The 19,865-nt window shown below is 74.2% G+C and carries 16 protein-coding genes and 1 pseudogene; 6 read left to right on the forward strand and 11 right to left on the reverse strand.

Going from position 1 to position 19,865, the window contains the following annotated elements; all coding sequences use genetic code 11:
- The first annotated feature begins 108 nt into the window (after nt 1-108).
- Complete coding sequence (locus HF526_RS27530) at nt 109-1,260, forward strand: dipeptidase (protein ID WP_169384489.1); 1,152 nt, start codon at nt 109-111, stop codon at nt 1,258-1,260.
- A 73-nt stretch (nt 1,261-1,333) separates the two neighbouring features.
- Complete coding sequence (locus HF526_RS27535; protein ID WP_169384490.1) at nt 1,334-2,944, forward strand: phytoene desaturase family protein; 1,611 nt, start codon at nt 1,334-1,336, stop codon at nt 2,942-2,944.
- On the opposite strand, the gene HF526_RS27540 is transcribed toward HF526_RS27535, so the two are convergent.
- Entirely contained in the window at nt 2,917-3,390 is a 474-nt protein-coding gene (locus HF526_RS27540) for an SRPBCC family protein (RefSeq protein ID WP_169384491.1), read from the reverse strand. The two genes, HF526_RS27535 and HF526_RS27540, sit on opposite strands and share 28 nt — an antisense overlap.
- Nucleotides 3,391-3,523: 133 nt before the next feature.
- Here HF526_RS27540 and HF526_RS27545 point away from each other — a divergent pair, with 133 nt between their 5' ends.
- Nucleotides 3,524-5,059, forward strand: coding sequence for a class I adenylate-forming enzyme family protein (locus HF526_RS27545; protein WP_169384492.1), 1,536 nt, complete (start codon nt 3,524-3,526; stop codon nt 5,057-5,059).
- On the forward strand, nt 5,056-5,844 hold the full coding sequence (locus HF526_RS27550) for a crotonase/enoyl-CoA hydratase family protein (RefSeq protein WP_169384493.1): 789 nt from the start codon (nt 5,056-5,058) through the stop codon (nt 5,842-5,844). Before HF526_RS27545 ends, HF526_RS27550 begins: the two co-directional genes overlap by 4 nt.
- A 45-nt stretch (nt 5,845-5,889) precedes the next feature.
- On the opposite strand, the gene HF526_RS27555 is transcribed toward HF526_RS27550, so the two are convergent.
- From HF526_RS27555 to tatA, 6 genes are all read right to left on the reverse strand, one after another.
- Nucleotides 5,890-6,375 carry a DUF309 domain-containing protein gene (locus HF526_RS27555; RefSeq protein WP_169384494.1) on the reverse strand — a complete coding sequence of 162 codons (486 nt, stop codon included), beginning with the start codon at nt 6,373-6,375 and terminating at the stop codon, nt 5,890-5,892.
- 81 nt (nt 6,376-6,456) lie between these two features.
- Nucleotides 6,457-8,217 (reverse strand): MOSC domain-containing protein, encoded by a 1,761-nt coding sequence (locus HF526_RS27560; RefSeq protein WP_169384495.1) that lies wholly within the window; start codon nt 8,215-8,217, stop codon nt 6,457-6,459.
- Nucleotides 8,214-8,471: a hypothetical protein gene (locus HF526_RS27565; RefSeq protein WP_169384496.1), complete on the reverse strand. Its 258-nt coding sequence runs from the start codon at nt 8,469-8,471 to the stop codon at nt 8,214-8,216. The genes HF526_RS27560 and HF526_RS27565 overlap by 4 nt, the downstream gene beginning before the upstream one ends.
- A 233-nt stretch (nt 8,472-8,704) precedes the next feature.
- Nucleotides 8,705-10,003 (reverse strand): NRAMP family divalent metal transporter, encoded by a 1,299-nt coding sequence (locus HF526_RS27570; protein WP_169384497.1) that lies wholly within the window; start codon nt 10,001-10,003, stop codon nt 8,705-8,707.
- Between the two features lie 137 nt (nt 10,004-10,140).
- Nucleotides 10,141-11,019: a TIGR03854 family LLM class F420-dependent oxidoreductase gene (locus HF526_RS27575; protein WP_169384498.1), complete on the reverse strand. Its 879-nt coding sequence runs from the start codon at nt 11,017-11,019 to the stop codon at nt 10,141-10,143.
- A gap of 106 nt (nt 11,020-11,125) precedes the next feature.
- Nucleotides 11,126-11,419, reverse strand: coding sequence for a Sec-independent protein translocase subunit TatA (tatA, locus tag HF526_RS27580; protein ID WP_169384499.1), 294 nt, complete (start codon nt 11,417-11,419; stop codon nt 11,126-11,128).
- Between the two features lie 227 nt (nt 11,420-11,646).
- Here tatA and HF526_RS27585 point away from each other — a divergent pair, with 227 nt between their 5' ends.
- On the forward strand, nt 11,647-13,713 hold the full coding sequence (locus tag HF526_RS27585; protein WP_338051793.1) for a transglycosylase domain-containing protein: 2,067 nt from the start codon (nt 11,647-11,649) through the stop codon (nt 13,711-13,713).
- A 63-nt stretch (nt 13,714-13,776) separates the two neighbouring features.
- Here HF526_RS27585 and HF526_RS27590 read toward each other — a convergent pair whose 3' ends face one another.
- On the reverse strand, nt 13,777-14,973 hold the full coding sequence (locus HF526_RS27590) for a trans-sulfuration enzyme family protein (RefSeq protein ID WP_239029227.1): 1,197 nt from the start codon (nt 14,971-14,973) through the stop codon (nt 13,777-13,779).
- A gap of 119 nt (nt 14,974-15,092) precedes the next feature.
- Between HF526_RS27590 and HF526_RS35785 the strand changes: the two genes are divergently transcribed.
- Nucleotides 15,093-15,443, forward strand: a complete 351-nt coding sequence (locus HF526_RS35785; protein ID WP_169384501.1) for a DUF3817 domain-containing protein — start codon at nt 15,093-15,095, stop codon at nt 15,441-15,443.
- 62 nt (nt 15,444-15,505) lie between these two features.
- On the opposite strand, the pseudogene HF526_RS37545 reads toward HF526_RS35785, so the two are convergent.
- The 3 genes and pseudogenes from HF526_RS37545 to HF526_RS27605 form a co-directional block, all read right to left on the reverse strand.
- Nucleotides 15,506-15,793, reverse strand: a pseudogene (locus HF526_RS37545) (acetamidase/formamidase family protein); the annotation flags it as partial.
- 70 nt (nt 15,794-15,863) lie between these two features.
- A complete protein-coding gene (locus HF526_RS27600) occupies nt 15,864-16,724 on the reverse strand; it encodes an SWIM zinc finger family protein (RefSeq protein WP_169384502.1) in 861 nt (286 codons plus the stop codon).
- Nucleotides 16,717-19,839 carry a DEAD/DEAH box helicase gene (locus HF526_RS27605; protein WP_169384507.1) on the reverse strand — a complete coding sequence of 1,041 codons (3,123 nt, stop codon included), beginning with the start codon at nt 19,837-19,839 and terminating at the stop codon, nt 16,717-16,719. Before HF526_RS27605 ends, HF526_RS27600 begins: the two co-directional genes overlap by 8 nt.
- Nucleotides 19,840-19,865 lie beyond the last annotated feature (26 nt).

Below are 19,865 nucleotides of genomic sequence, written 5' to 3' on the forward strand. Positions count from 1 at the left end.
GCCGGTCGTGATTCCCGGAGATGACGCCGCCCGGGCATCGGGCCCCCGGGCACGGCGGCGCCGGACCCCGGCGGGCGTCCCGGCGCGGATGGGCGACCATGGTCGCCCATGAACACCACCGCCCACGACCGGGCCTCGGCCCTGCTGGCCACCACCCCGCTCGTCGACGGGCACAACGATCTGCCGTGGGCGTTGCGCGCGCTGGCCGGACCCGACCCGGCCGACGCCGTCGACGGCATCGACCTGACCGCCGTGCAGCCGCGGCTGCAGACCGACCTCCCGCGACTGCGCGCCGGGCGGGTCGGGGCGCAGTTCTGGTCGGTCTACGTGCCGTGTTCGTTCACCGGCGACAGCGCGGTGACCGCGACGCTCGAGCAGATCGAGGTGGTGCACCGGCTCGTCGAGCGCTATCCGGAGCACCTCGCCCTCGTGAGGACCGCCGACGAGGCCGAGGCCGTGTTCCGTGACGGCCGGATCGCATCGCTGCTCGGCGCCGAGGGCGGCCACTCCATCGCCGGGTCGCTCGGCGCGCTGCGTGCACTGCGCCGCCTCGGGGTGCGGTACCTGACGCTGACCCACAACCTGAACACCGACTGGGCCGACTCCGCGACCGACGAGCCGGTGCACGGTGGGCTCACCGACTTCGGGCGCGAGGTGGTGCGCGAGATGAACCGGATCGGCATGCTCGTCGACCTCTCCCACGTCGCGGCCACCACCATGCGCGACGCGCTGGCGACCACCTCGGCGCCGGTCGTGTTCACGCACTCCTCGTGCCGCGCGGTCAACGACCACCCCCGCAATGTGCCCGACGACGTGCTCGAGGCGCTGCCCGGCAACGGGGGCGTCTGCATGGTGACCTTCGTGCCGCGCTTCGTCTCGCCCGCCGTCGCCGCCTGGGACGGCCGGTTGCACGAGGCGATGACCGCCGCCGGGCTCGACCATCGGGATCTGCGGGCCCGCGACGCGTTCGCGGCGGCCTGGGACGGCCCACCGCCACCCACCGCGACCCTCGACGACGTCGTCGCGCACCTGGAGCACGCCCGCGAGGTCGCCGGGATCGACCACATCGGGATCGGCGGCGACTACGACGGGGCCGCCGAGCTGCCGGCCGGGCTCGAGGACGTCGCGGGGTACCCGGCGCTGTTCGGGGCGTTGCTGGAGCGTGGCTGGAGCGCGGAGGACTGCGCCCGGCTGGCCGGGCGCAACGTGCTGCGGGTGCTGCGCGCCGCCGACGACGTGGCGCGGGCCGCGGGCGGCTGACCGGCCTGGCGGACAACGCCGACTCACCCGCCAGAATCTGCCGACTCGCGGGGAGTGGGTGATAGTGGCGGGCATGCCGAGCGGGACTGTCGACGCTGTCGTCGTCGGGGGTGGCCATCACGGGCTGGTCGCGGCGACGGTGCTCGCCGACGCCGGATGGGACGTCTGCCTGCTGGAGGCCACCGACGAGATCGGCGGCGCGATCCGGTCCGCCGAACTGCACCCGGGCTACACCGCCGACCTGTTCAGCGCGTTCTACCCGCTTGCCGCCGCCTCGCCGGTGCTGCGGGCACTGGAACTGGAGCAGCACGGGCTGCGGTGGTCGCACGCCCCGGCGGTGCTGGCCCATCCGCTGGGCCCGGACGGCGCGACGGCGGCGGTGCTGCACCGCGACCGGGACGTCACCGCGGCCGGGCTGGCCGAGCACGACCCGCGGGACGGGGACGCGTGGCTGGAGCTGTGCCGGCAGTGGGACGTCATCTCCGAGCCGTTCCTGCGCACGCTGTTCACCGCGTTCCCGCCGGTGCGCGGCCCGGCCCGGCTGCTGCGCAGGCTGGGCGCCGGGGATGCGCTGCGGCTGGCCCGGTTCCTGGCCCTGCCGGCGCACCGGATGGGCGAGGAGCTGTTCCGCAGCGAGGCGGCGCGGCTGTTGCTGGCCGGCAACGCGGTGCACGCCGACGTGCCCGTCGACGCTCCGGGCAGCGGGGTGTTCGGCTGGCTGCTGGCGATGCTGGCCCAGCACTACGGCTTCCCGGTCCCGGTGGGCGGGTCGGGCCGGCTGGCTGCCGCGCTGGCCCGGCGGGCCGAGGCCGCCGGGGCGCAGCTGTGCACCGGGCAGCGGGTCGAGCGGATCGAGGTGCGCGGGGGACGGGCCACCGCGGTGCACACCGCGGCCGGGCTCACCGTGCAGGTGCGGCGGGCGGTCGTGGCCGACGTGTCGGCGCCCGGCCTGTACCGCGACCTGCTGCCGAGGGACGCGGTGCCCGCCCGGCTGCACGCCGATCTCGACCACTTCGCCTGGGACACTCCGGTGGTCAAGCTGAACTGGGCGCTGGACGGGCCGATCCCGTGGCGGGCGGCAGCAGCCGCCGAGGCCGGGACGTTGCACGTCGGCCGCGACGGTCCCGGCCTGCTGCGCTGGGCGACGGACCTGGAGGCGCGAAGCCTGCCGGACCCGCCGTTCCTGCTGTTCGGGCAGATGTCCACCGCCGACCCCACCCGCTCGCCGTCGGGTACCGAGAGCGCCTGGGCCTACACCCACCTGCCGCGCGGCGTCGCCGACGACGCCGCGGCCGAGGAGCAAGCCGGGCGGGCCGAGCATGTGCTCGAGACCGTCGCGCCCGGCTTCGGCTCCCGCGTGGTGCACCGGCACGTGCAACGACCGAGCGACCTGCAGGGCGCCGACCCGAACCTGGTGCAGGGCGCGGTCAACGGCGGGACCGCGCAGCTGTTCCAGCAGCTCGTGTTCCGCCCGGTCCCCGGTCTGGGCCGGCCGGAGACCGTGGTCGAGGGCCTCTACCTGGGCAGCGCGTCCGCGCATCCCGGCGGCGGCGTGCACGGGGTGTGCGGCTGGCTCGCGGCCCGCGCCGCGCTCGGCGAGCACGGCGTCGCCGGCGCCCTGCGCCGCCGGCTGACCTCGTCGGCGTTGAAGGTGCTCTACTCCGAGCGGCGCTCGGCGATGTAGCACAGCCGGCGCAGCGTCTCCGCGTTGCGCGGCGCGATCAGGGCCTGGCGGACGGGCCCGGGTATCAGCCGGGCAGGGCCCTCGGCGACGTCTTCCGCCATGGTGATCTCGCAGCCGCCGCCCGCGGTGGGGGCGAGCCGCAGGTGCACCGGCGCCCGTCCCATCGGCGCGACGCTGGCCAGCAGCACCAGTTCGCGTTCCGGTTCCGAGCTCAGTACCTCGGTGCGGTCGTTGATCAACAGCGGCCACGCGCCGACCGAGTGGTGCAGCACGGCACCGACGCCCGGCCAGTGGGAGCTGACCGCGCGTATCCGGGCGGCGCCGACCACCCAGGTCGGGTAGTACCAGCCGTTGGCGAGCACCTCCCAGACGGCGGCGGGAGAGGCCGTGGTCGTGCGGTGGACGTCCACGGCGGCGGCTGTGGACGTGCGGGATATGTCGACCATCGCCAGACCCTACGGCGGCTGTGGCCCCGGCGCTGGTCCCGTGCCCCCCGACACGGTGCGGCAGCGCGCGGCGCGGGGCCTCCGCCCGCCGGGCTGGCGGTAGGTTGCGACGACGATCACCGAGGAGGTTCGGATGCTCGCCGTCGAGCTGGTCCGCCGGGGCGCCGCCCGGCACGCGAACCGCACCGCGGTGCTGTGCGGCGCGGAGTCGATGACCTTCGCCGAGGTCGACGAGGCCGCCAACCGGATGGCGCACGTGCTCACCGGGCTCGGCGCCGGCCGCGGGGTGCGGATCGGGCTGCTCATCGACAACGGGTTGTGGTCGATCCCGGTCGACTTCGCCTGCCTGAAGGCGGGCGCGGTGCGGGTCCCGCTCAACGCCCGGCTTTCGGCCGACGAACAGGCCCGGATGCTCGCCGCCACCGGCGTCCGGCTGCTCGTGCACGGCGCCGCGCTGGCCGGGCGCGCCGCGGAGCTCGCCGCCCGGGTCGACGGGCTCGCGCTGGCCTGCGTGGGCCGGACGAACGACGTCGACGCGCCCGACCTGCTCGCCGAGATGACCCAGGCCAGCGCCGCCGACCCGCGGGTGCCCGCCGATCCCGGCGATCCGGTGCTCGTCCTCTACACCTCGGGCACCACCGGCGCGCTCAAGGCCGTCGTGCACACCCAGGCCGGCTACGCCGCGATCACCGCCAACATCCTGGGCAACCTCGTCTCCCCCGGCCGCGACTCGGTGATGCTGCACGCCGCCTCGCTGATCCACGCCAGCGGGACGTTCGTGCTGCCCTACTGGCTGCGCGGCGGGGCCGCGGCGGTGCTGACCGGGTTCGACCCGACGACCTACCTCGACGCGGCGGCCCGCTACCGCGCCACCGAGATCAACCTGGTGCCGACGATGTTCGGCATGCTCGTGTCCTCCGGCGCGGCCGAGCGAGCCGATGTCTCCGGCCTGCGCACCGCGATCTACGGCGCGAGCCCGATGCCGCGGCCGCTGCTCGAGCAGATGCTCCAGCTGTGGGGCCCGCGGCTGGTGCAGTACTACGGGCAGACCGAGGCGCCGCTGGCGATCACCGTGCTCGACGCCGCGGACCACACCGATCCCGAGCTGCTCGGCTCCTGCGGCCACCCGTCTGCCGACGCCCTGGTCGCGGTGACCGACGAGGCCGGCGTGCCGGTGCCGACCGGTGAGGTGGGGGAGCTGCGGGTACGGGCCCCGTTCGCCATGGCCGGCTACCACGGCGCACCCGAGCTGACCGCGCAGACGCTCACCGCCGACGGCTGGGTGCGTACCCGCGACCTCGCCCGCTTCGACGAGCGCGGCTACCTGACGCTGGTCGACCGGACCAGCGACATGATCATCACGGGCGGCTACAACGTCTATCCACGCGAGGTGGAGGAGGCGTTGCTCGCCCATCCGGCGGTCACCGGGGCCGCGGTCGTCGGAGCGCCGGACCCCACCTGGGTGGAGGCCGTCACCGCCTACGTGACCCTCCTCCCCGATGCCGAGATCACGCCCGAGCACCTCCGCGACGCCGTCCGCGCCCGGCTCGCCGGGTACAAGGTGCCGAAGACCGTGCGCATCGTCGACGGGATCCCGACGTCTCCGGTCGGCAAGATCCTGCGTCGCGAGCTGCGCGACCCGCTCTGGTCCGAGGGAGGCCGTCGATGACTCCCGGTCCCGCCGTCCGCGTCGAGCGCGACGGGCCCGTCACCACGGTCTTCCTGCACCGGCCGGCGCGGCGCAACGCCGTCGACGGGGCCACCGCCGCGGCGCTGGCCGACGCGTTCCGCGCCTTCGACGCCGACGACGACGCGGCCGTCGCGGTGCTGTACGGCGAAGGCGGGGTGTTCTGCGCCGGTGCCGATCTGACCGCCGTGGGCACCGAGCGCGGCAACCGTGTCGACCCCGAGGGCGACGGCCCGATGGGCCCGACCCGGCTGCGGCTGTCCAAGCCGGTGATCGCCGCGATCTCCGGGCACGCCGTCGCCGGCGGGCTGGAGCTCGCGGCCTGGTGCGACCTGCGGGTGGCCGACGAGACGGCGGTGTTCGGCGTGTTCTGCCGCCGCTGGGGGGTGCCGCTGATCGACGGCGGCACGGTCCGGCTGCCGCGGCTGATCGGTACCAGCCGGGCGATGGACCTGATCCTGACCGGCCGCCCCGTCGACGCCGCGGAGGCGCTGGCGATCGGGCTGGCCAACCGGGTGGTCCCGGCCGGCGAGGCGCTGGCGGCCGCCCAGCGGCTCGCAGCCGAGCTCGCCGCGTTCCCGCAGACGTGTCTGCGCCACGACCGGGCGTCGGTACTCGACCAGGAGGGCCTGGACGAGCCCGCCGCGCTCGCCTCGGAGTTCAACCACGGACAGATCTCCCTGGCCACCGACGCCCTCCCCGGCGCGGCCCGCTTCACCGCGGGCGCCGGCCGCCACGGCACCTTCGACCGCGTTGTGGAGCCCTGACGTCGTCGGGGACGGCGACAAGGCTCCACAACGCGGGCGGGGGCGTCAGGTGCGGAGGTGAGGGCGGAGGTCGGCGGGGGAGACGGCGGCCGTTCCGGAGATCTCGATGCGGTCGGCCAGCGTGCTCGCGTGCTCGACCAGTCCGCCCAGGTCCAGCTCCGACGGCGGATCACCGACCCAGCGTGCGACCCCGTCGGCGCCGCGGCGCAGCAGCGCCACCGCGCCGCGGGCGTTGCCGCGCTGGGCGTGGGTGAGCCCGACGGCGAGCTGGGCCAGCGCCCGCCACAGCGCGCGGGTGTCGTCGCCGGCCGCCTTCCACATCGCCTCCAGCACCTCGTGGGCCTGGAACGGATAGCCCTCGTCGAGCAGCCGTTGCGTCTCGGTGACGGTCTCGTCGACCGTCAGCACCAGATCCTCGGGCACCCGCTCGACCCCGGCGGTGCCGCGCGGCAACGGCCGGCCGGTGGCGTCGCGCGGGCGGGCGTTGCGGGCGCGGCCGTCAGGGTCGCGGTCGCGTGCGGTCACCGACATGTGGCCCACCGTGCCACGGCCGCGTGACCCGCGTGCGGTGGACGCGCGGCGCGACGGTCGACGCTCGCCGCAGCAGCGTCCCTACAGGTCGAGCACGACCTCCCCGGCAGGCTGCGCGGAGCAGATCAGGACGTCGCCGCCGGGTGCCGGTTCGACGGGGCTCGGGTCGTACCGCACGGACCCGGACAGCAGCGCGGTCCGGCAGGTCTGGCAGACGCCCGTGCGGCACGACCACCGCACCGGTACGTCACAGGCCTCGGCCAGTTCGAGCAGGCTGCCGTACCCGGGCCCCCAGTTCACGCTCAGCCGGCTGCGGGCGAAGGCCACCGGCGGCCCGGTTCCCGGGGCGCCGTCGGGCGGGTGCGGCCGGGGCGCCGGGGCCGCGGCGATGCCCGGGGTGATCGCGGGCGCGGCGCTGAACAATTCGCGGTGCACCCGAGCCGGTGCGAGGCCGAGTTCGACGAGGGCGGCGGTCAGGTCCTCGATGAACGACGGCGGCCCGCACAGGTACGCCTCGGCGTCCCGGGGTGGAGCGAGCGCGGCGAGGGCCTCGAGGGACAGCCGCCCGGTGGCGTCGTTGCCGTGGTCTCCGGGCCGCGGGCTGGTGTAGCGGACGTGGCGGTGGGCCCGGGGCAGCCGGGCGAGCAGCGCGTCGGCCTCCGCGGCGAAGGGGTGCCGGGCTGCGTCGCGGGCGGTGTGCAGCCACCAGAGCTCCCGCGGCGAGCCACCGGCGGCCAGTGCGTGCAGCATGGCCAGCACGGGGGTGACCCCGATACCGGCGCTGATCAGCAGAACGGCGGCGTCGGAGGGCTGGAGGACGAAGGTGCCGCGCGGCGCCGCGGTGTCCAGCACGTCGCCGGGACGTACGGCGGTGTGCAGCCGGCCGCTACCGGCACCCCCCGGTTCGCGGTGCACGCTGATCCGGTAATCGGGCGCCGCCGGTGGACCGGACAGCGAGTAGCTGCGCAGCAGGGGCGCCCCGTCCGGCATCGGCAGCCGGAGGGTGAGGAACTGGCCCGGTAACGGCGCCGGAAGCGCCGTCCCGGCCGGATCGGCCAGGTGGAAGGAGGTCACCGTGGCGCTCTCCGGCGCGACGGCGGTCACCTGCAATGGGCGGAACCCGGGCCACGCGGGTGCAGGGGCGACCGGCCCCAGGCCCGCGTTGCCGGACACGGCGGTGTCCGCGGTGTCGGCGAGCATGGCCGTGAAGGAGGCCCGCCAGCCGGGGCTCAGCGCCGGGATCGCGGCCGCCCGCGCCACCTGCTCGCGCGACGGGCCGGGCAGATAGAGCAGGGCATCGACCGCCGCGACCGTCATGCCCTCCGGCCCGGAGGCGACCTGCTCGAACGTGTCGCCGGCTGCGACCTCGCCCTCGGTGAGCACCCGCAGGTAGAACCCGGGGCGGCGGTGCGAGACGAGCAGCGCGGGGATGCGCGGGTCGTCCAGCCGCAGGCCCACCCGGTAGCAGGTGACCCGGGGTTGGGTGACCTCGACGACGGCCGACCCGACCCGGTACCGGTCGCCGATACGGACCTCGTCGTCGGGCAGGCCGTCGACGGTGAAGTTCTCACCGAAGTGCCCCGGGCGCAGATCGTCACGGCCCAGTTCGCGGCGCCAGTGGTCGTAGGAGCCGAGCTGGTAGACGAACACCGCGCGCTGCTCACCACCGTGCCCGGCCAGGTCGCCCTGGCCGTCACCGTCGAGGTTCAGCCGGCGGAGCGTGCAGCGGCCCTCGACCGGCCGTTTCCAGATACCGGTGTGCACGCTGCGTCCGCGCCAGGACACGTCCCGGGGCAGGCCGACGTTGACCGAGGCGAGCGTGCCGGCAGTGCGATCGGTCACATCCCCATGGTGCCGTCCCGGCGCCCGGCCGTTACACCGCGACCGGCTCCTCCCCGCGCAGCCGTGCCGAGCTCGGTCTGGCCGTGGTGGTCACGGACCGGGACGCCGAGTGCGTCCTGCGCCCAGCCCACGATGTCGGGGTTGAGCGGTTCGCCGGCGCTGGAGCAGCGGCGCAGCGTGAGCCCGGTGGGCGCGGCGCCGGAGCTGCGCAGCGCGCGGTGGGCCGTCGGCACCGACGGCCGCCGGCGGGGCACCGGACGCAGGCGTGGCGGCCGGGTCGGAGAACCGCAGGTCCCCGGCGGCGGGCTCGCCGACCGTCACGACCGTCCACGGCGGGTCGGCCGGCACGTCCTCGCCCGGGTCCGGCTTCGGCCGCCGGCCTTCGTCGGCGATCACCACGAACGTGCCGCTGGACAGCAGCCGCAGTGCGATCGCCTGCGGGGCGAACGCGGTGAAGACGTCGCGATCGTCGCACGGCCCGTCGCGCTCAGGCGTTCGCGACCGTCTGCACCACGGTGAACAACCCGAGGCCGATGACCAGCCCGGTGAGCACGTAGGTGGCGACCCGCCAGGGGCCGGTCATCCGCATCTCGGCGGGCAGGGCGCGGCGCTCGAGGAGGAGCAGGAACCCCAGGACGACCGGGAGCAGGCAGGAGTTCATCACCTCCACGTCGACCGACAGCGCGACGAGGTTGGGCCAGAAGAGGACCAACCCGGCTCCGGACACGGTGCCGAGGACGGCGAGGGCGTAGAACCCGGTGGCCCGGGCCGGGGAGTCGTCGAGGCTGTGCCGCCAGCCGAGGACCTCCGACATCCCCCAGGCACCGGCCAGCGCGACGACCAACGCGGCGATCACCGCCGCGCCGATCATGCCCAGTCCGAAGAACAGCACCGCGTTGGTGCGGCCGAGGAACGGCGTGAGCGCGTCGGCGATGCTGGCGATGTCGTTCAGCTGGGCGCCCGGGTCGCGGGTTCCGATGGTCGCCGCGACCGCGACGACGACAGCGATCATGATGACCTGGGTGACCACCGATCCGACGGCGGTGTCGAGGCGCGACGAGCGCAGCGCCTGCCGGACACTCAGCCCCCGGCGACCCTTGTCGATCACCGCACCCTGCTGGTAGAAGACCATCCAGGGCATGATCACCGCTCCGACGTTGGCCGCCAGCAGCGTCAGGTAGGGGGTGCTGAACTGGATCGGGTTCGCCAGGCCGTGCAGGAGTGCGCCCGGGTCCGGCCGGGCGATGATCGCCGCCGGGATGAACAGCAACTCCAGGGCGCCGACCGTGATGCCCACGACCTCGACCCGGCGGTACCGACCGGCCAGCACCAGCCCGACGAGCGCCACCGCGGGCACCCCGATCGACACCAGCCGCGGCAGCCCGACGAGGGCGCCCACACCGGCCAGACCGGCGAACTCGGTGATCAGCGCGCCGACACAGGCGACGAACAGCGTGCCGGCCGACAGCAGAGCCCAGCGCGACCCGAAGATCTGCCGGATCAGTGCCCCGTGACCCCGGCCGGTCACCAGGCCGAGCCGGACGGTCATCTCCTGCACCAGGTACAGGATCGGGATGAGGATGAGCTGGGAGAGCACCAGCTGGTAGCCGTACTGCGCCCCCGACTGTGCTGCCGTGATGACGCTGCCCGCGTCGGTGTCGGCCAGCATCACCATGACGCCCGGGCCGAGCAACATCAGCAGCCGCGCGGCTCTGCGACGGCCTGTACCGGCTACCGCAGGCGATGTCGCCGTCGCCGTTTCCGACGCCGCCGGGCCGTCGAGCATCGCCGCACACTCCTCACCGTGATGGATGATCCGCCACTGAGCGGATGCCACCCATCAGGCCACAGGACCACCCAATTAGGCAAGGCTCGCCACCATTTGTGAAGCCTTAGCAAAGTTGACCCACGGCGCGGTAAAGCTCAGTTCTCCAGGCCTTTGAGCTCGGCGGTGAAGTGGTCCAGGAACCCGCGCCAGGACGGGACCGGGACCGCCGGGCGGACCACGAACTTGCTCAGTCCGACGTCGACGAAGCGGTTGATCTGGTCCCGGGCCGCCGCCCAGCCCCGTGGCACCAGCAGTTCGGGGTCGACGTCGGGCCGCCGCTCCCGCGCGCGGGCCAGTGCCGCGTCGGCCTGGGCCGCGGACGCCTCGGGAGGCAGTACGGAGACGTTGGTGCCGTAGTGGTCGGCCTCGATCTCCCGGCCCGCCTCGGCGGCGGCTCGCTCGATCTGGGCGCGGCAGTCGCCGGCCTCGTCGGGGGTGACGAAGCTGCCCAGCCAGCCGTCGGCGAGCCGTCCGATCCGGCGCAGTCCGACCGGCGCGCGCCCACCCAGCCACAGGTCCAGGGGGCGGGACGGCAACGGGCCTACCGAGGCGTCGTCGAGGTGGAAGAAGTGGCCGTGGTGGGTGACGCGGGGCTCGGTGAGCAGCCGGCGGACCACGGTGAGCGCTTCGTCGAAGATCGCGGCGCGCTGCCCGTCGGGCACCGGGTAGAGCTGGCGTTCCCGGGCCGTGGCGGGCCGCACCCCGAATGCGGGCAGGATCCGTTTCGGGGCCAGCGCGGCCAGCGACGCGAGCTGTGCGGCGACGAGCGCGGGGTTGCGACCGGGCAGCACCAGGACCCCGGTCCCGAGCTTCAACGACGTCGTGCGACCGGCGGCGTAGGCCAGGCCGACCACGGCGTCGACGTTGTCGGAGGAGACGATGTCGGGCAGCCAGACCGAATCGACGCCGCGTTCCTCGAGCTCGTCGATCAGCTCGGCGAAGCCGGGGCCGGCGCCGTTGTCGCTGCGCGACATCGGGAGTGACCCGATGCCGATTCGGACCTTTACCCGCGTTTCGGCGCGCCCGGGTTCACCCACGTGATCGACGCTAGCCGCGCCGTTCGGCGGCCCGCAAGAATCCTCAGGCGGGATCACCGTGCGGCTGCCGGGGGGCCGCGGTCGGTGCCGCGCCGGCATCACGGACCGGTTCCGGGACCGTGGTCGGTGCGGTCGTCGGCTGCGCCGGTGCGGTCTCCGGTGTGGCGGACGCGGCCGGGGTCTCGGTCGGCTTGTGGTCGTCCGCGCGCAGCTCGGCCTTGAGGATGCGGGTGGACCGGCCGAGGCTGCGGGCGGCGTCGGGCAGCCGCTTGGCTCCGAACAGCAGCACCGCGACGCCGATGACGATCAGCCAGTGCCAGGCACTCAGCTCGCCCATTTTTCCTGCCTTCCGTGTTCGGACTCGCAGCCACCAGTGTGCACTCCGGCGTGCAATTGCGGCCTGTCGACCCCTGATTTGTCGAAAAGTTCTCGCTGAATGTCCGAAAGAAAACAAAGATGACGTGTGCGCCGTTGTGGGGTGCCGGGTGTTGTGTCCGGGTAGGGCGACCGGACTCGGCCGCCCTACCCGGCAGCGCTCCGGTGTGTGCTGGTAGACACGGCCCAGTGAGGGTGACGCAGACGGCGGTACGGCAGCTCGCGGTCATGGGTCTCGCAGCGGGTGTATTGCTCGCTGCGATGATGTTCCCGGCTGTCGGCGGTGTCGGCCTGCTGGCGGCGCAGATCAGCGATTCCGCGGTCGGTACGTCGAGCGATCTGCAATCCGGGACCATGCCCGCAGCGACGGTGGTCACCGATTCCGCGGGCGCTCCGATCGCGTATCTCTACAGCCAGTACCGCGTCCCGGTGGCCAGCGCAGGCATCGCCCCGGCGATGAAGGCGGCGATCGTGGCGATCGAGGACCGTCGTTTCTACCAGCACGGTGGATTCGACGTGGTCGGCGCGGCGCGGGCGCTGGTCAACAACTCCGGCGGCGGGGCGACGCAGGGCGCCTCCACCCTCACCGAGCAGTACGTGAAGAACTACGACCTGTACGTGGCCGCGACCACGGACGCCCAGCGCCGGGCCGCGGTGGCCCCGAGCTACGCCCGCAAGATCAAGGAGGCCGAGCTCGCGGTCAGCCTGGACAGCCGGCTCAGCAAGGACGAGATCCTCACCCGGTATCTCAACATCGTGTATCTCGGGCACGGCGCCTACGGCGTCGCCGCCGCGGCCAAGGCCTACTTCGGCACGACGCCCGACCAGCTCACCGTGCCGCAGGCGGCGCTGCTCGCCGGCCTGGTGCAGAGCCCGGCCGACTACGACCCGGCGCGCCATCCCGACGCCGCGCTCGGCCGGCGCAACGTGGTGATCGAGCAGATGCGTCAGCAGGGCTCGATCACCGCCCAGCAGGCCGCGGCGGCGGCCGCCGCCCCGCTGGGCGTGCTGCCGAACGTGTCGGTGCCCTCGGCAGGCTGTGTCGGCGCCGGGGATGCCGGCTACTTCTGTTCCTACCTGCTGTCCTACCTCCAGGAGGCCGGGATCACGAGCGCGCAGCTCACCGGCGGCGGGTACACGATCCGCACCACGCTGAACCGTGACGCGCAGACCAAGCTGAAGGCCGCCGTGGACGGACAGGTCGATCCGACCACGCCGCACGTCGCCGACGTCATGTCGGTGGTCCAGCCCGGGGCCGACGCGCACCAGGTCGTCGCCATGGCCGCCAACCGCACCTACGGCAACGCGCCGGGCGAGTCGAGCTTCGGACTGCCCTACCAGCCGGAGAACATGGGCGCCGGGTCCGTGTTCAAGATCTTCACCGCGGCGACGGCGATGGAGAAGGGCATCGTCGGCATCGATTCGATCATCGACGTGCCGGGCAGCGGCTACACGACACCGCTGTACCACGACCCGGCCGGGCGGCCGATCCCGGTGCACAACGCCGGCAACTACGCCTCGCAGCTCTCGCTGACCGACGCGCTCGCGCAGTCGCCCAACACCGCCTTCGTCAAGCTCGAGGAGAGCACCGGCGTGCCACCCGTGGTGGACATGGCGGAACGGCTCGGGATGACCTCGCTGGCCACCACCCCGAGCGGCCGGGCCGGTTCGCCGTCGGTCGCCGATGTGGCCCGTTCGCAGAACCAGATGTCGTTCACCCTCGGCGTGTCGCCGACCAGCGACCTGGAGCTGGCCAACGTGGCCGCGACGCTGGCCAGCCACGGCATGTGGTGCCCGCCCAGCCCCGTCGAGTCGGTGACCGACCGGACGGGGGCGCCGGTCACGGTGACCCAGCCGCCGTGCCGGCAGGTGCTCGATCCGGCGATCGCCGACACCCTGATGAACGGGCTGAGCAAGGACGAGCAGCCCGGCGGCACGTCGGCCGCGGCGGCCGCGTCCATGGGCTGGAACCGCCCGATCGCGGCGAAGACCGGCACCACCAACGACTACAAGTCGGCCGCGTTCGTCGGGGCCACCCCGCAGATGGCCGGGGCATCGATCGTCTTCGACGACTCGGCGTCGCCCCGGCCGATCTGCGACGGCACCCCGCCCTACAGCTGCTCGGGCGGCAACATCTACGGCGGCAAGGCGCCGGCCCGCACGTTCTACCGGGCCATGGGCGACATCCTCGACGGTCAGCCGGTGGTGCCGCTGCCGCCGCCGGATCCGCGGTACCTGAACGGCTCGCAGTCCTGAGCCCGGGCCGTGCCGGGCGCGGGGTGCCGCGCCCGGCACGCCGGGACGTCACGGGGCCCGGGCTCAGCGGGCCGGGCCCACGATCGCGGTCAGCGCCCGGTCGAGGTCGGCGACGAGGTCGCGGGGATCCTCGAGGCCCACGGAGAACCGCAGGTGTCCCCAGCGCCGGAACGGTTCGGGATAGAACCGGGCGCGCTCGTCGTCGGCCGCCACGTGCACGATCAGCGACTCGTCGTGGCCCAGCGACACGGCCGAGGTGATGATCTGCAGCGCCGCCACGAACCGGTTCTGCGTCGCGGCGTCCCCGCGGACGGCGAACGCGAGCATGCCGCCGAAGCCGCCGTCCAGGGTCCGGGCGGCCAGGTCGTGCTGGGGGTGCGTGGACAGCCCCGGGTAGGCGACGTAGGCGACCCGCGGATCGCCGTCGAGGAACTCGGCGACGGCTTGGGCTCCCGCGCAGTGCGCCCGCATCCGCATCGGCAGCGTGATCGAGCCGCGCATGATCAGCCAGGCGTTGAACGGGCTGATCGTGGCGCCGACGTTGACCATCGCCTCGGCCCGGATCCGGTCGATCACCTCGGCCGCGCCGATCACCGCCCCGCCCATCGCGTCGCCGTGGCCGTTGATGTACTTGGTCAGCGAGTGCACGACCAGGTCGGCGCCCAGCGCGAGGGGGCGCTGCAGCACCGGGGTGGCGAAGGTGGCGTCGACGGACAGCAGCGCGCCGGCGGCGTGCGCGATCTCCGCGACGGCGGCGACGTCGGTGATCCGGGTCGTGGGGTTGGCCGGGGTCTCGATGTGCACCAGCCGGGTCTCCGGCCGGATCGCGGCTCGCACCGCCTCGGGGTCCGAGGTGTCCACCAGCGTCGCGGTGATCCCGTACTTGTCCGGCAGCAGTTCGGTGAGCAGCCGGTACACCGCGACGTAGCTGACGTCGGAGGAGACGACGTGGTCGCCGGCCCGCAGGAACGTGAAGAACACCGCGTGCAGCGCGGACACCCCGCTGGCCAGCGCGACGGCCGCCGCGCCGCCGTCCAGCCGGGCCAGCTTCTCCTCCAGCCAGTGCTGGTTGGCTCCGCCGTTGCGGGTGTAGAGCGGGGTGTCGGTGCCCGACCAGCTCAGTTGCGACGGGTCGTCGGGCAGTGCATAGGAGTTCGCCGTGACCAGCGGGCGGCGGATGGCCCGGGTGCCCGGGTCGACGGCGTTGCCGGCGTGCACGCTCAGCGTGGCCAGGCCCAGGTCGTCGGGGGAGAGATCCATGCGCTCTTCGTAGCGCACCATCCGCGGGAGAGATTCGACACCCGGTAGAAGACTATGCGCGGGGTTGCGGCACAGTGGAGGAGAGATCACGACCCGCACCACCCCTGGAGCTGCCGCCGATGAGCGCCCCGACCACCGTCACCGCACCCGCGACCCTCCCCGGCCTCAGCCGGGCCTTCCGGGCGATCGCGATCGCCGAGGCCTGCTCCTGGGCGGGGCTGCTGATCGGGATGTTCTTCAAGTACGTCGTGGTCTTCAACGACATCGGGGTGCGGATCTTCGGCTCGATCCACGGCGGGCTGTTCATCGCCTACGTGGTGATCGCGATCCTGACCGCCCGCCGGCAGCGCTGGTCCGCGGGCACCATCGTGCTCGCGCTCGCGGCCAGCGTGCCGCCGCTGTTCACGCTGTGGTTCGAGCGCTGGGCGCTGCGGACCGGCCGGCTGAACAGCACCGTCGAGGCCCGGTAGCGGCTCTCGCCGCACAACCAGCACGCCGCCCGGCCCGGCGCCGTCGACCGCGATGGGCCGGTCAGCGGATGCACCCGCTCCAGGGTCACCCGGGCCAGGTCCGCGGCGGTGGAGTCCGCGCTCAGCTGGCCGTCCGCCGTATCGAGGGTGTCGAACACGACCTCGTCACCGGCAGCAACCTCCCGCGCGGCCGCAATGTCGAGATGCCGGCGGTCGTGTCCCCGGTCGGCCTGGGCGGCCGGCGGCTCGGCCCGGTCCGTTCGGATCTCACGAACGGTCGTCGCGAGCCCCGCACGCCGTCGGCTCTGGTGATCCGATCGAGCGTGCGCAGGAACGCGCCGCTGCGGCACCGACCCAACCGACCCGTTTCGGGTCCGCCATAGGCGCCCGCGGATCCGGCTGCACGCCGTCCTCCAGCCGTCAGCCGGGCTCGTCCAGAGCCCGGTAGGCCGGTCGGAGCAGGTCGACGAGCCGGTGTCCGCGGATCTGCATCACGAAGGTGGGCACCTGGTCGAGCAGCGCGTCCGGCGGCGCCGGCGCCGAGCCGATGCGGCCGACGTCGGCGAGCCCGGGCCCGGCGGTGAAGAAGTCGTCCAGCCGGTCGGCCAGCGGCGCGGCGGCCTCGCTGCCGGGCGCTGTGCCCTCCGCCGGCTCGTCGTCGGCGCCGCGGCGGGCGCGCAGGTTGGCCAGCAGCGTCTCCCGATCGCGGCCGCGCAGCGCCAGCACCTCGAACGGGTCGGCGTCGAAGCGCTCGGCGAGCAGGTAGAACACTGCGGCCAGGTGCTTGCACGGCACCGTCTGGTCCGGGCACGAACAGTCCATCGTCAGGTCGCGCCCGCTCGCCGGGAACAGCGCCAGGCCCAGCGCGGCGAACAACTGCTCGATCTCCGGTGGCATCCCGCCGGCCAGCAGCGTCGCGGCGTACCACGCGTCGTCGGCCAGGGCCTGTTCCACCGCGGCCCACTCGGTCTTGCCGTACGCGGTGAGCCCGACCCGCACCCGATAGGGCTCCGGCCGGCTGCCCTGCACCCGGGCGACGGCCGCACCTGCGTCGACCCGCAACTCCACGATCTGTCCGGCGCGGGCGTAGCTGCGGCCGCGGGCCAGCCGGCCGCCGACGCCCAGCGACTCCAGCACCTCGATGAACCGCGCCGACCACCAGGTCTGCGCGATCGTGCCCCGGGTGCTGTGGATCTGGATGCCGCCGGCGACCCGGCGCGGCTTGCTGGGTGGGGAGTCGCGCCACCACGGAACCGTTTCCGGTTGTGGTCGTTCAGTCATCGACCGCCTCCGCCCCGAGCGCGAAGACCTCGCGCAGCTCACCGGTGGACAGCTCGGTCAACCAGCCCTCGCCGTCGCTGATCACCATGTCGGACAACGCCTTCTTCGATTCGATCATGGCGTCGATCCGTTCCTCGACGGTTCCCGGGCAGACGAACTTGCGCACCTGGACCGTGCGGTGCTGGCCGATCCGGAACGCGCGGTCGGTGGCCTGGTTCTCCACCGCCGGGTTCCACCAGCGGTCCAGGTGCACCACGTGGTTCGCGGCGGTCAGCGTCAGCCCGGTGCCGCCGGCCTTGAGCGAGAGCAGGAAGATCGACGGGCCGTTCGGGGCCTGGAAGCGGGCCACCATCTCGTCGCGCTTGCGCTTCGGGGTACCGCCGTGCAGGTAGAGCACCTCGTGGTCGAACCGCGCGGACAGGTGCGGCACCAGCATGCCGGCGAACTCGGTGAACTGGGTGAAGCACAGCACCTTGTCGCCCTCGGCCAGGATCTCGCCGAGGATCTCCTCGAGCCGGATCACCTTGCCGGACCGGTGGCCCAGCCCCGACGCCCCCGAGCCGTCGTGCAGCAGCTGGGCCGGGTGGTTGCAGACCTGCTTGAGCTTGGCCATCGCGGCCAGCACGTTGCCGCGCCCCGCGATGCCGTCGGAGTCCTCGATCTTCTCCATCATGTCGTCGACGACCGTGCGGTACAGCGACGCCTGCTCCGGCGTCAGCCGGTAGTGCTGGGTGATCTCGATCTTCTCGGGCAGGTCGTCGATGACGGCCGGGTCGGTCTTGACCCGGCGCAGCAGGTAGGGCCGGGTGATGCGGCGCAGCAGCTGCGCGGCGTCGGCGTTGTCGTGGCGCTCCACCGGGATCGCGAAGCGGGTGCGGAAGCGCTCCGCGGTGCCGAGCACCCCGGGGTTGAGGAAGTCCATCACCGACCACAGCTCGGCCAGCCGGTTCTCCATCGGGGTGCCGGTCAGGGCGATCCGGTGCCGTGCGCGCAGCCGGCGCACCGCGCGCGCCGGCGCGGCCAGGCTGTTCTTGATCGCCTGGGCCTCGTCGAGCACCACCCGGCGCCAGTCGACGCCGGCGAGCTCGTCGATGTCGCGGGTGGCGGTGGCGTAGGTGCTGATGACGAGGTCCGCGTCCGCGACCGCGCTGCTCAGCTCCTCGCCGCGGACCCGGCCGATGCCGTGGTGGACGTGCACCCGCAGCCCGGGTGCGAACCGGGCCGCCTCCCGCTGCCAGGTCCCCACCAGCGACATCGGGCACAGCAGCAGCGTGGGGCCGATCGAGCCGTCGGCGCGCTCGTGGGTCTCCAGGGCGAGCAGCTGCACCGTCTTGCCCAGGCCCATGTCGTCGGCCAGGCAGGCGCCGAGACCCAGCGCGGACAGGAACGCCAGCCAGGACAGCCCGCGCCGCTGGTAGGGCCGCAGCGTGGCGTGGAAGTCCGGCGGCGGGTCGAGCGGGGCCAGACTGCGCTCGGCGGTGCCGGCGAGCAGGTCGCCCAGCCAGCCGTCGGCCTGGACCTCGGTGACGGGCAGCGGGGTGTCGTGGTCGGCCGGATGCAGCTGGGCGAGCGCGAGCACCTCGGCCGCGGTCGGCGCACTGCGGCGTCTCCCGGCCCGGCGCAGGAACTCCAGCCCCGCGTGCAGCCGCTCGGGATCGATGCTCACCCACCGGCCGCGCAACCGGACCAGCGGCGCCTTGGCCGCGACGAGCTCGGCGATCTCCTCCTCGTCGAGCACGTGGTCGCCGACCGCGAGCGACCAGTGGAAGTCGGCGACCTGTTCGCGGCCGAGGCCGCCGCGGGTGACCACACCGGCGGCCGCCGTGGAGCGGGCGGACAGCCGCAGACCGAGTCGGCGGCCGCCGTCCCAGCCCGACGGCAGGTGCACGCCGAAGCCGGCGGCGAGCAGCCGCCCGGCGTCCTCGGTGAGGAAGCGGTGCGCGCCCTCGACGTCGAGGTCGAGCGCCTCCGGACGGGCCTGGCGCAGTGCCGGGGTCAGCGCCGGGTAGACGAGCGCGGCGCGGCCCAGCTCGGCGAGCAGGAGCTCCTGGGGCTGGGCGATCAGCCTGCCCAGCGCGCTCTCGCCCCACACCCGCGCGGCCGGCACCAGCAGGCTCGGGTCCTCGGTGGACTGCAGCAGGAACTGCAGCTGCCAGCGGGTCCCGTCACCGGTCTGGTCGGTGCCGGGATCGTCCTGATCGGCCGGATCGTCGAGCACCCGGACCTCGGCCAGCCGGAAGCTCGCCCGGCCGGGCCCGGTCGGTTCGGTGCCGACCGCGTCCCACGGCTCGAGGGCGCGGGCCAGCTCGTCGAGCTCGCGCGGCTCGGCGTCCACCCGGGCGTCGGGGGTCAGCAGCGCGGCGAGCCAGGCCTCGGTCGCGGGGAGCCGGCGGGGGGCGCGGCCGCGCCGCGGCGGGAGCAGCGCGACGGGTTCGTCGGCGCGGGCCAGCCGGTCGCGGACGGCCGCGTCGACGAGGACCGCGACGGCGTCGGCGACCAGGGCCGCGGGGTCCTGGCCGGCGAGGTCGGGACCGGGGCGGGGAATGCCCGGCCGGGCTCCGGCCGGGCCGCGGCGGGCCCGCTGTTCGGACCGGCCGACCGGGGGCATCGCAGCGACCAGTGAGTCGAGCGCGACCACGTCGAGGCCCTGGATCACCGGCCGCCACCGGGCGGCCGGCGCCGGGTCGCGGACCAGGGTGGGCAGCACCCGGCCGCGGGCGGCGAGGTCGGCGGCGAACCGGGCGATCGCGCGCAGATGCCGGACCGAGGCGCCGTAGCGGACCTCCTCGGCGGGGTCGTCGATCTCGCCCGGCTCGACGACGACCGCGGGCACGGTCCAAGGCTGCAGGCCGGGGGTCGACCGGCTCGCCCGGGTGGGGGAGGCGCGGACCAGCTCGGGGGAGTCGAGCGGGCCGCTGGGCCGCGACGGCAGCAGCAGTGTCACCGTCGTCGGTTTGCCGGGATGCAGGGCGGCGAGCTCGGAGGCGGGCAGGGCGAACGGATGCGGCCGGGCCGTCCGCAGCGACCGGCGGCCGGTGCCGGCCGGCCGCGCGCCGTCCTCGGCCCACAACACCAGTCCGCGCCCGCGGGACCACAACCCGTGCACGGCCAGCAACGCACGCCCCCCGTCCCCAACGACCC

Source organism: Pseudonocardia acidicola, from assembly GCF_012911935.1.
In the GTDB taxonomy this organism is placed as follows: domain Bacteria; phylum Actinomycetota; class Actinomycetes; order Mycobacteriales; family Pseudonocardiaceae; genus Pseudonocardia; species Pseudonocardia acidicola.

Excerpts from the sequence above, each read along its gene's own strand:
- HF526_RS27530 (WP_169384489.1), top strand. The coding sequence starts at position 109 with ATGAACACCACCGCCCACGACCGGGCCTCGGCCCTGCTGGCCACCACC.
- HF526_RS27535 (WP_169384490.1), top strand. The coding sequence starts at position 1,334 with ATGCCGAGCGGGACTGTCGACGCTGTCGTCGTCGGGGGTGGCCATCAC.
- HF526_RS27540 (WP_169384491.1), bottom strand. The coding sequence starts at position 3,390 with ATGGTCGACATATCCCGCACGTCCACAGCCGCCGCCGTGGACGTCCAC.
- HF526_RS27545 (WP_169384492.1), top strand. The coding sequence starts at position 3,524 with ATGCTCGCCGTCGAGCTGGTCCGCCGGGGCGCCGCCCGGCACGCGAAC.
- HF526_RS27550 (WP_169384493.1), top strand. The coding sequence starts at position 5,056 with ATGACTCCCGGTCCCGCCGTCCGCGTCGAGCGCGACGGGCCCGTCACC.
- HF526_RS27555 (WP_169384494.1), bottom strand. The coding sequence starts at position 6,375 with ATGTCGGTGACCGCACGCGACCGCGACCCTGACGGCCGCGCCCGCAAC.
- HF526_RS27570 (WP_169384497.1), bottom strand. The coding sequence starts at position 10,003 with ATGCTCGACGGCCCGGCGGCGTCGGAAACGGCGACGGCGACATCGCCT.
- HF526_RS27575 (WP_169384498.1), bottom strand. The coding sequence starts at position 11,019 with ATGTCGCGCAGCGACAACGGCGCCGGCCCCGGCTTCGCCGAGCTGATC.
- tatA (WP_169384499.1), bottom strand. The coding sequence starts at position 11,419 with ATGGGCGAGCTGAGTGCCTGGCACTGGCTGATCGTCATCGGCGTCGCG.
- HF526_RS27590 (WP_239029227.1), bottom strand. The coding sequence starts at position 14,973 with ATGGATCTCTCCCCCGACGACCTGGGCCTGGCCACGCTGAGCGTGCAC.
- HF526_RS35785 (WP_169384501.1), top strand. The coding sequence starts at position 15,093 with ATGAGCGCCCCGACCACCGTCACCGCACCCGCGACCCTCCCCGGCCTC.
- HF526_RS27600 (WP_169384502.1), bottom strand. The coding sequence starts at position 16,724 with ATGACTGAACGACCACAACCGGAAACGGTTCCGTGGTGGCGCGACTCC.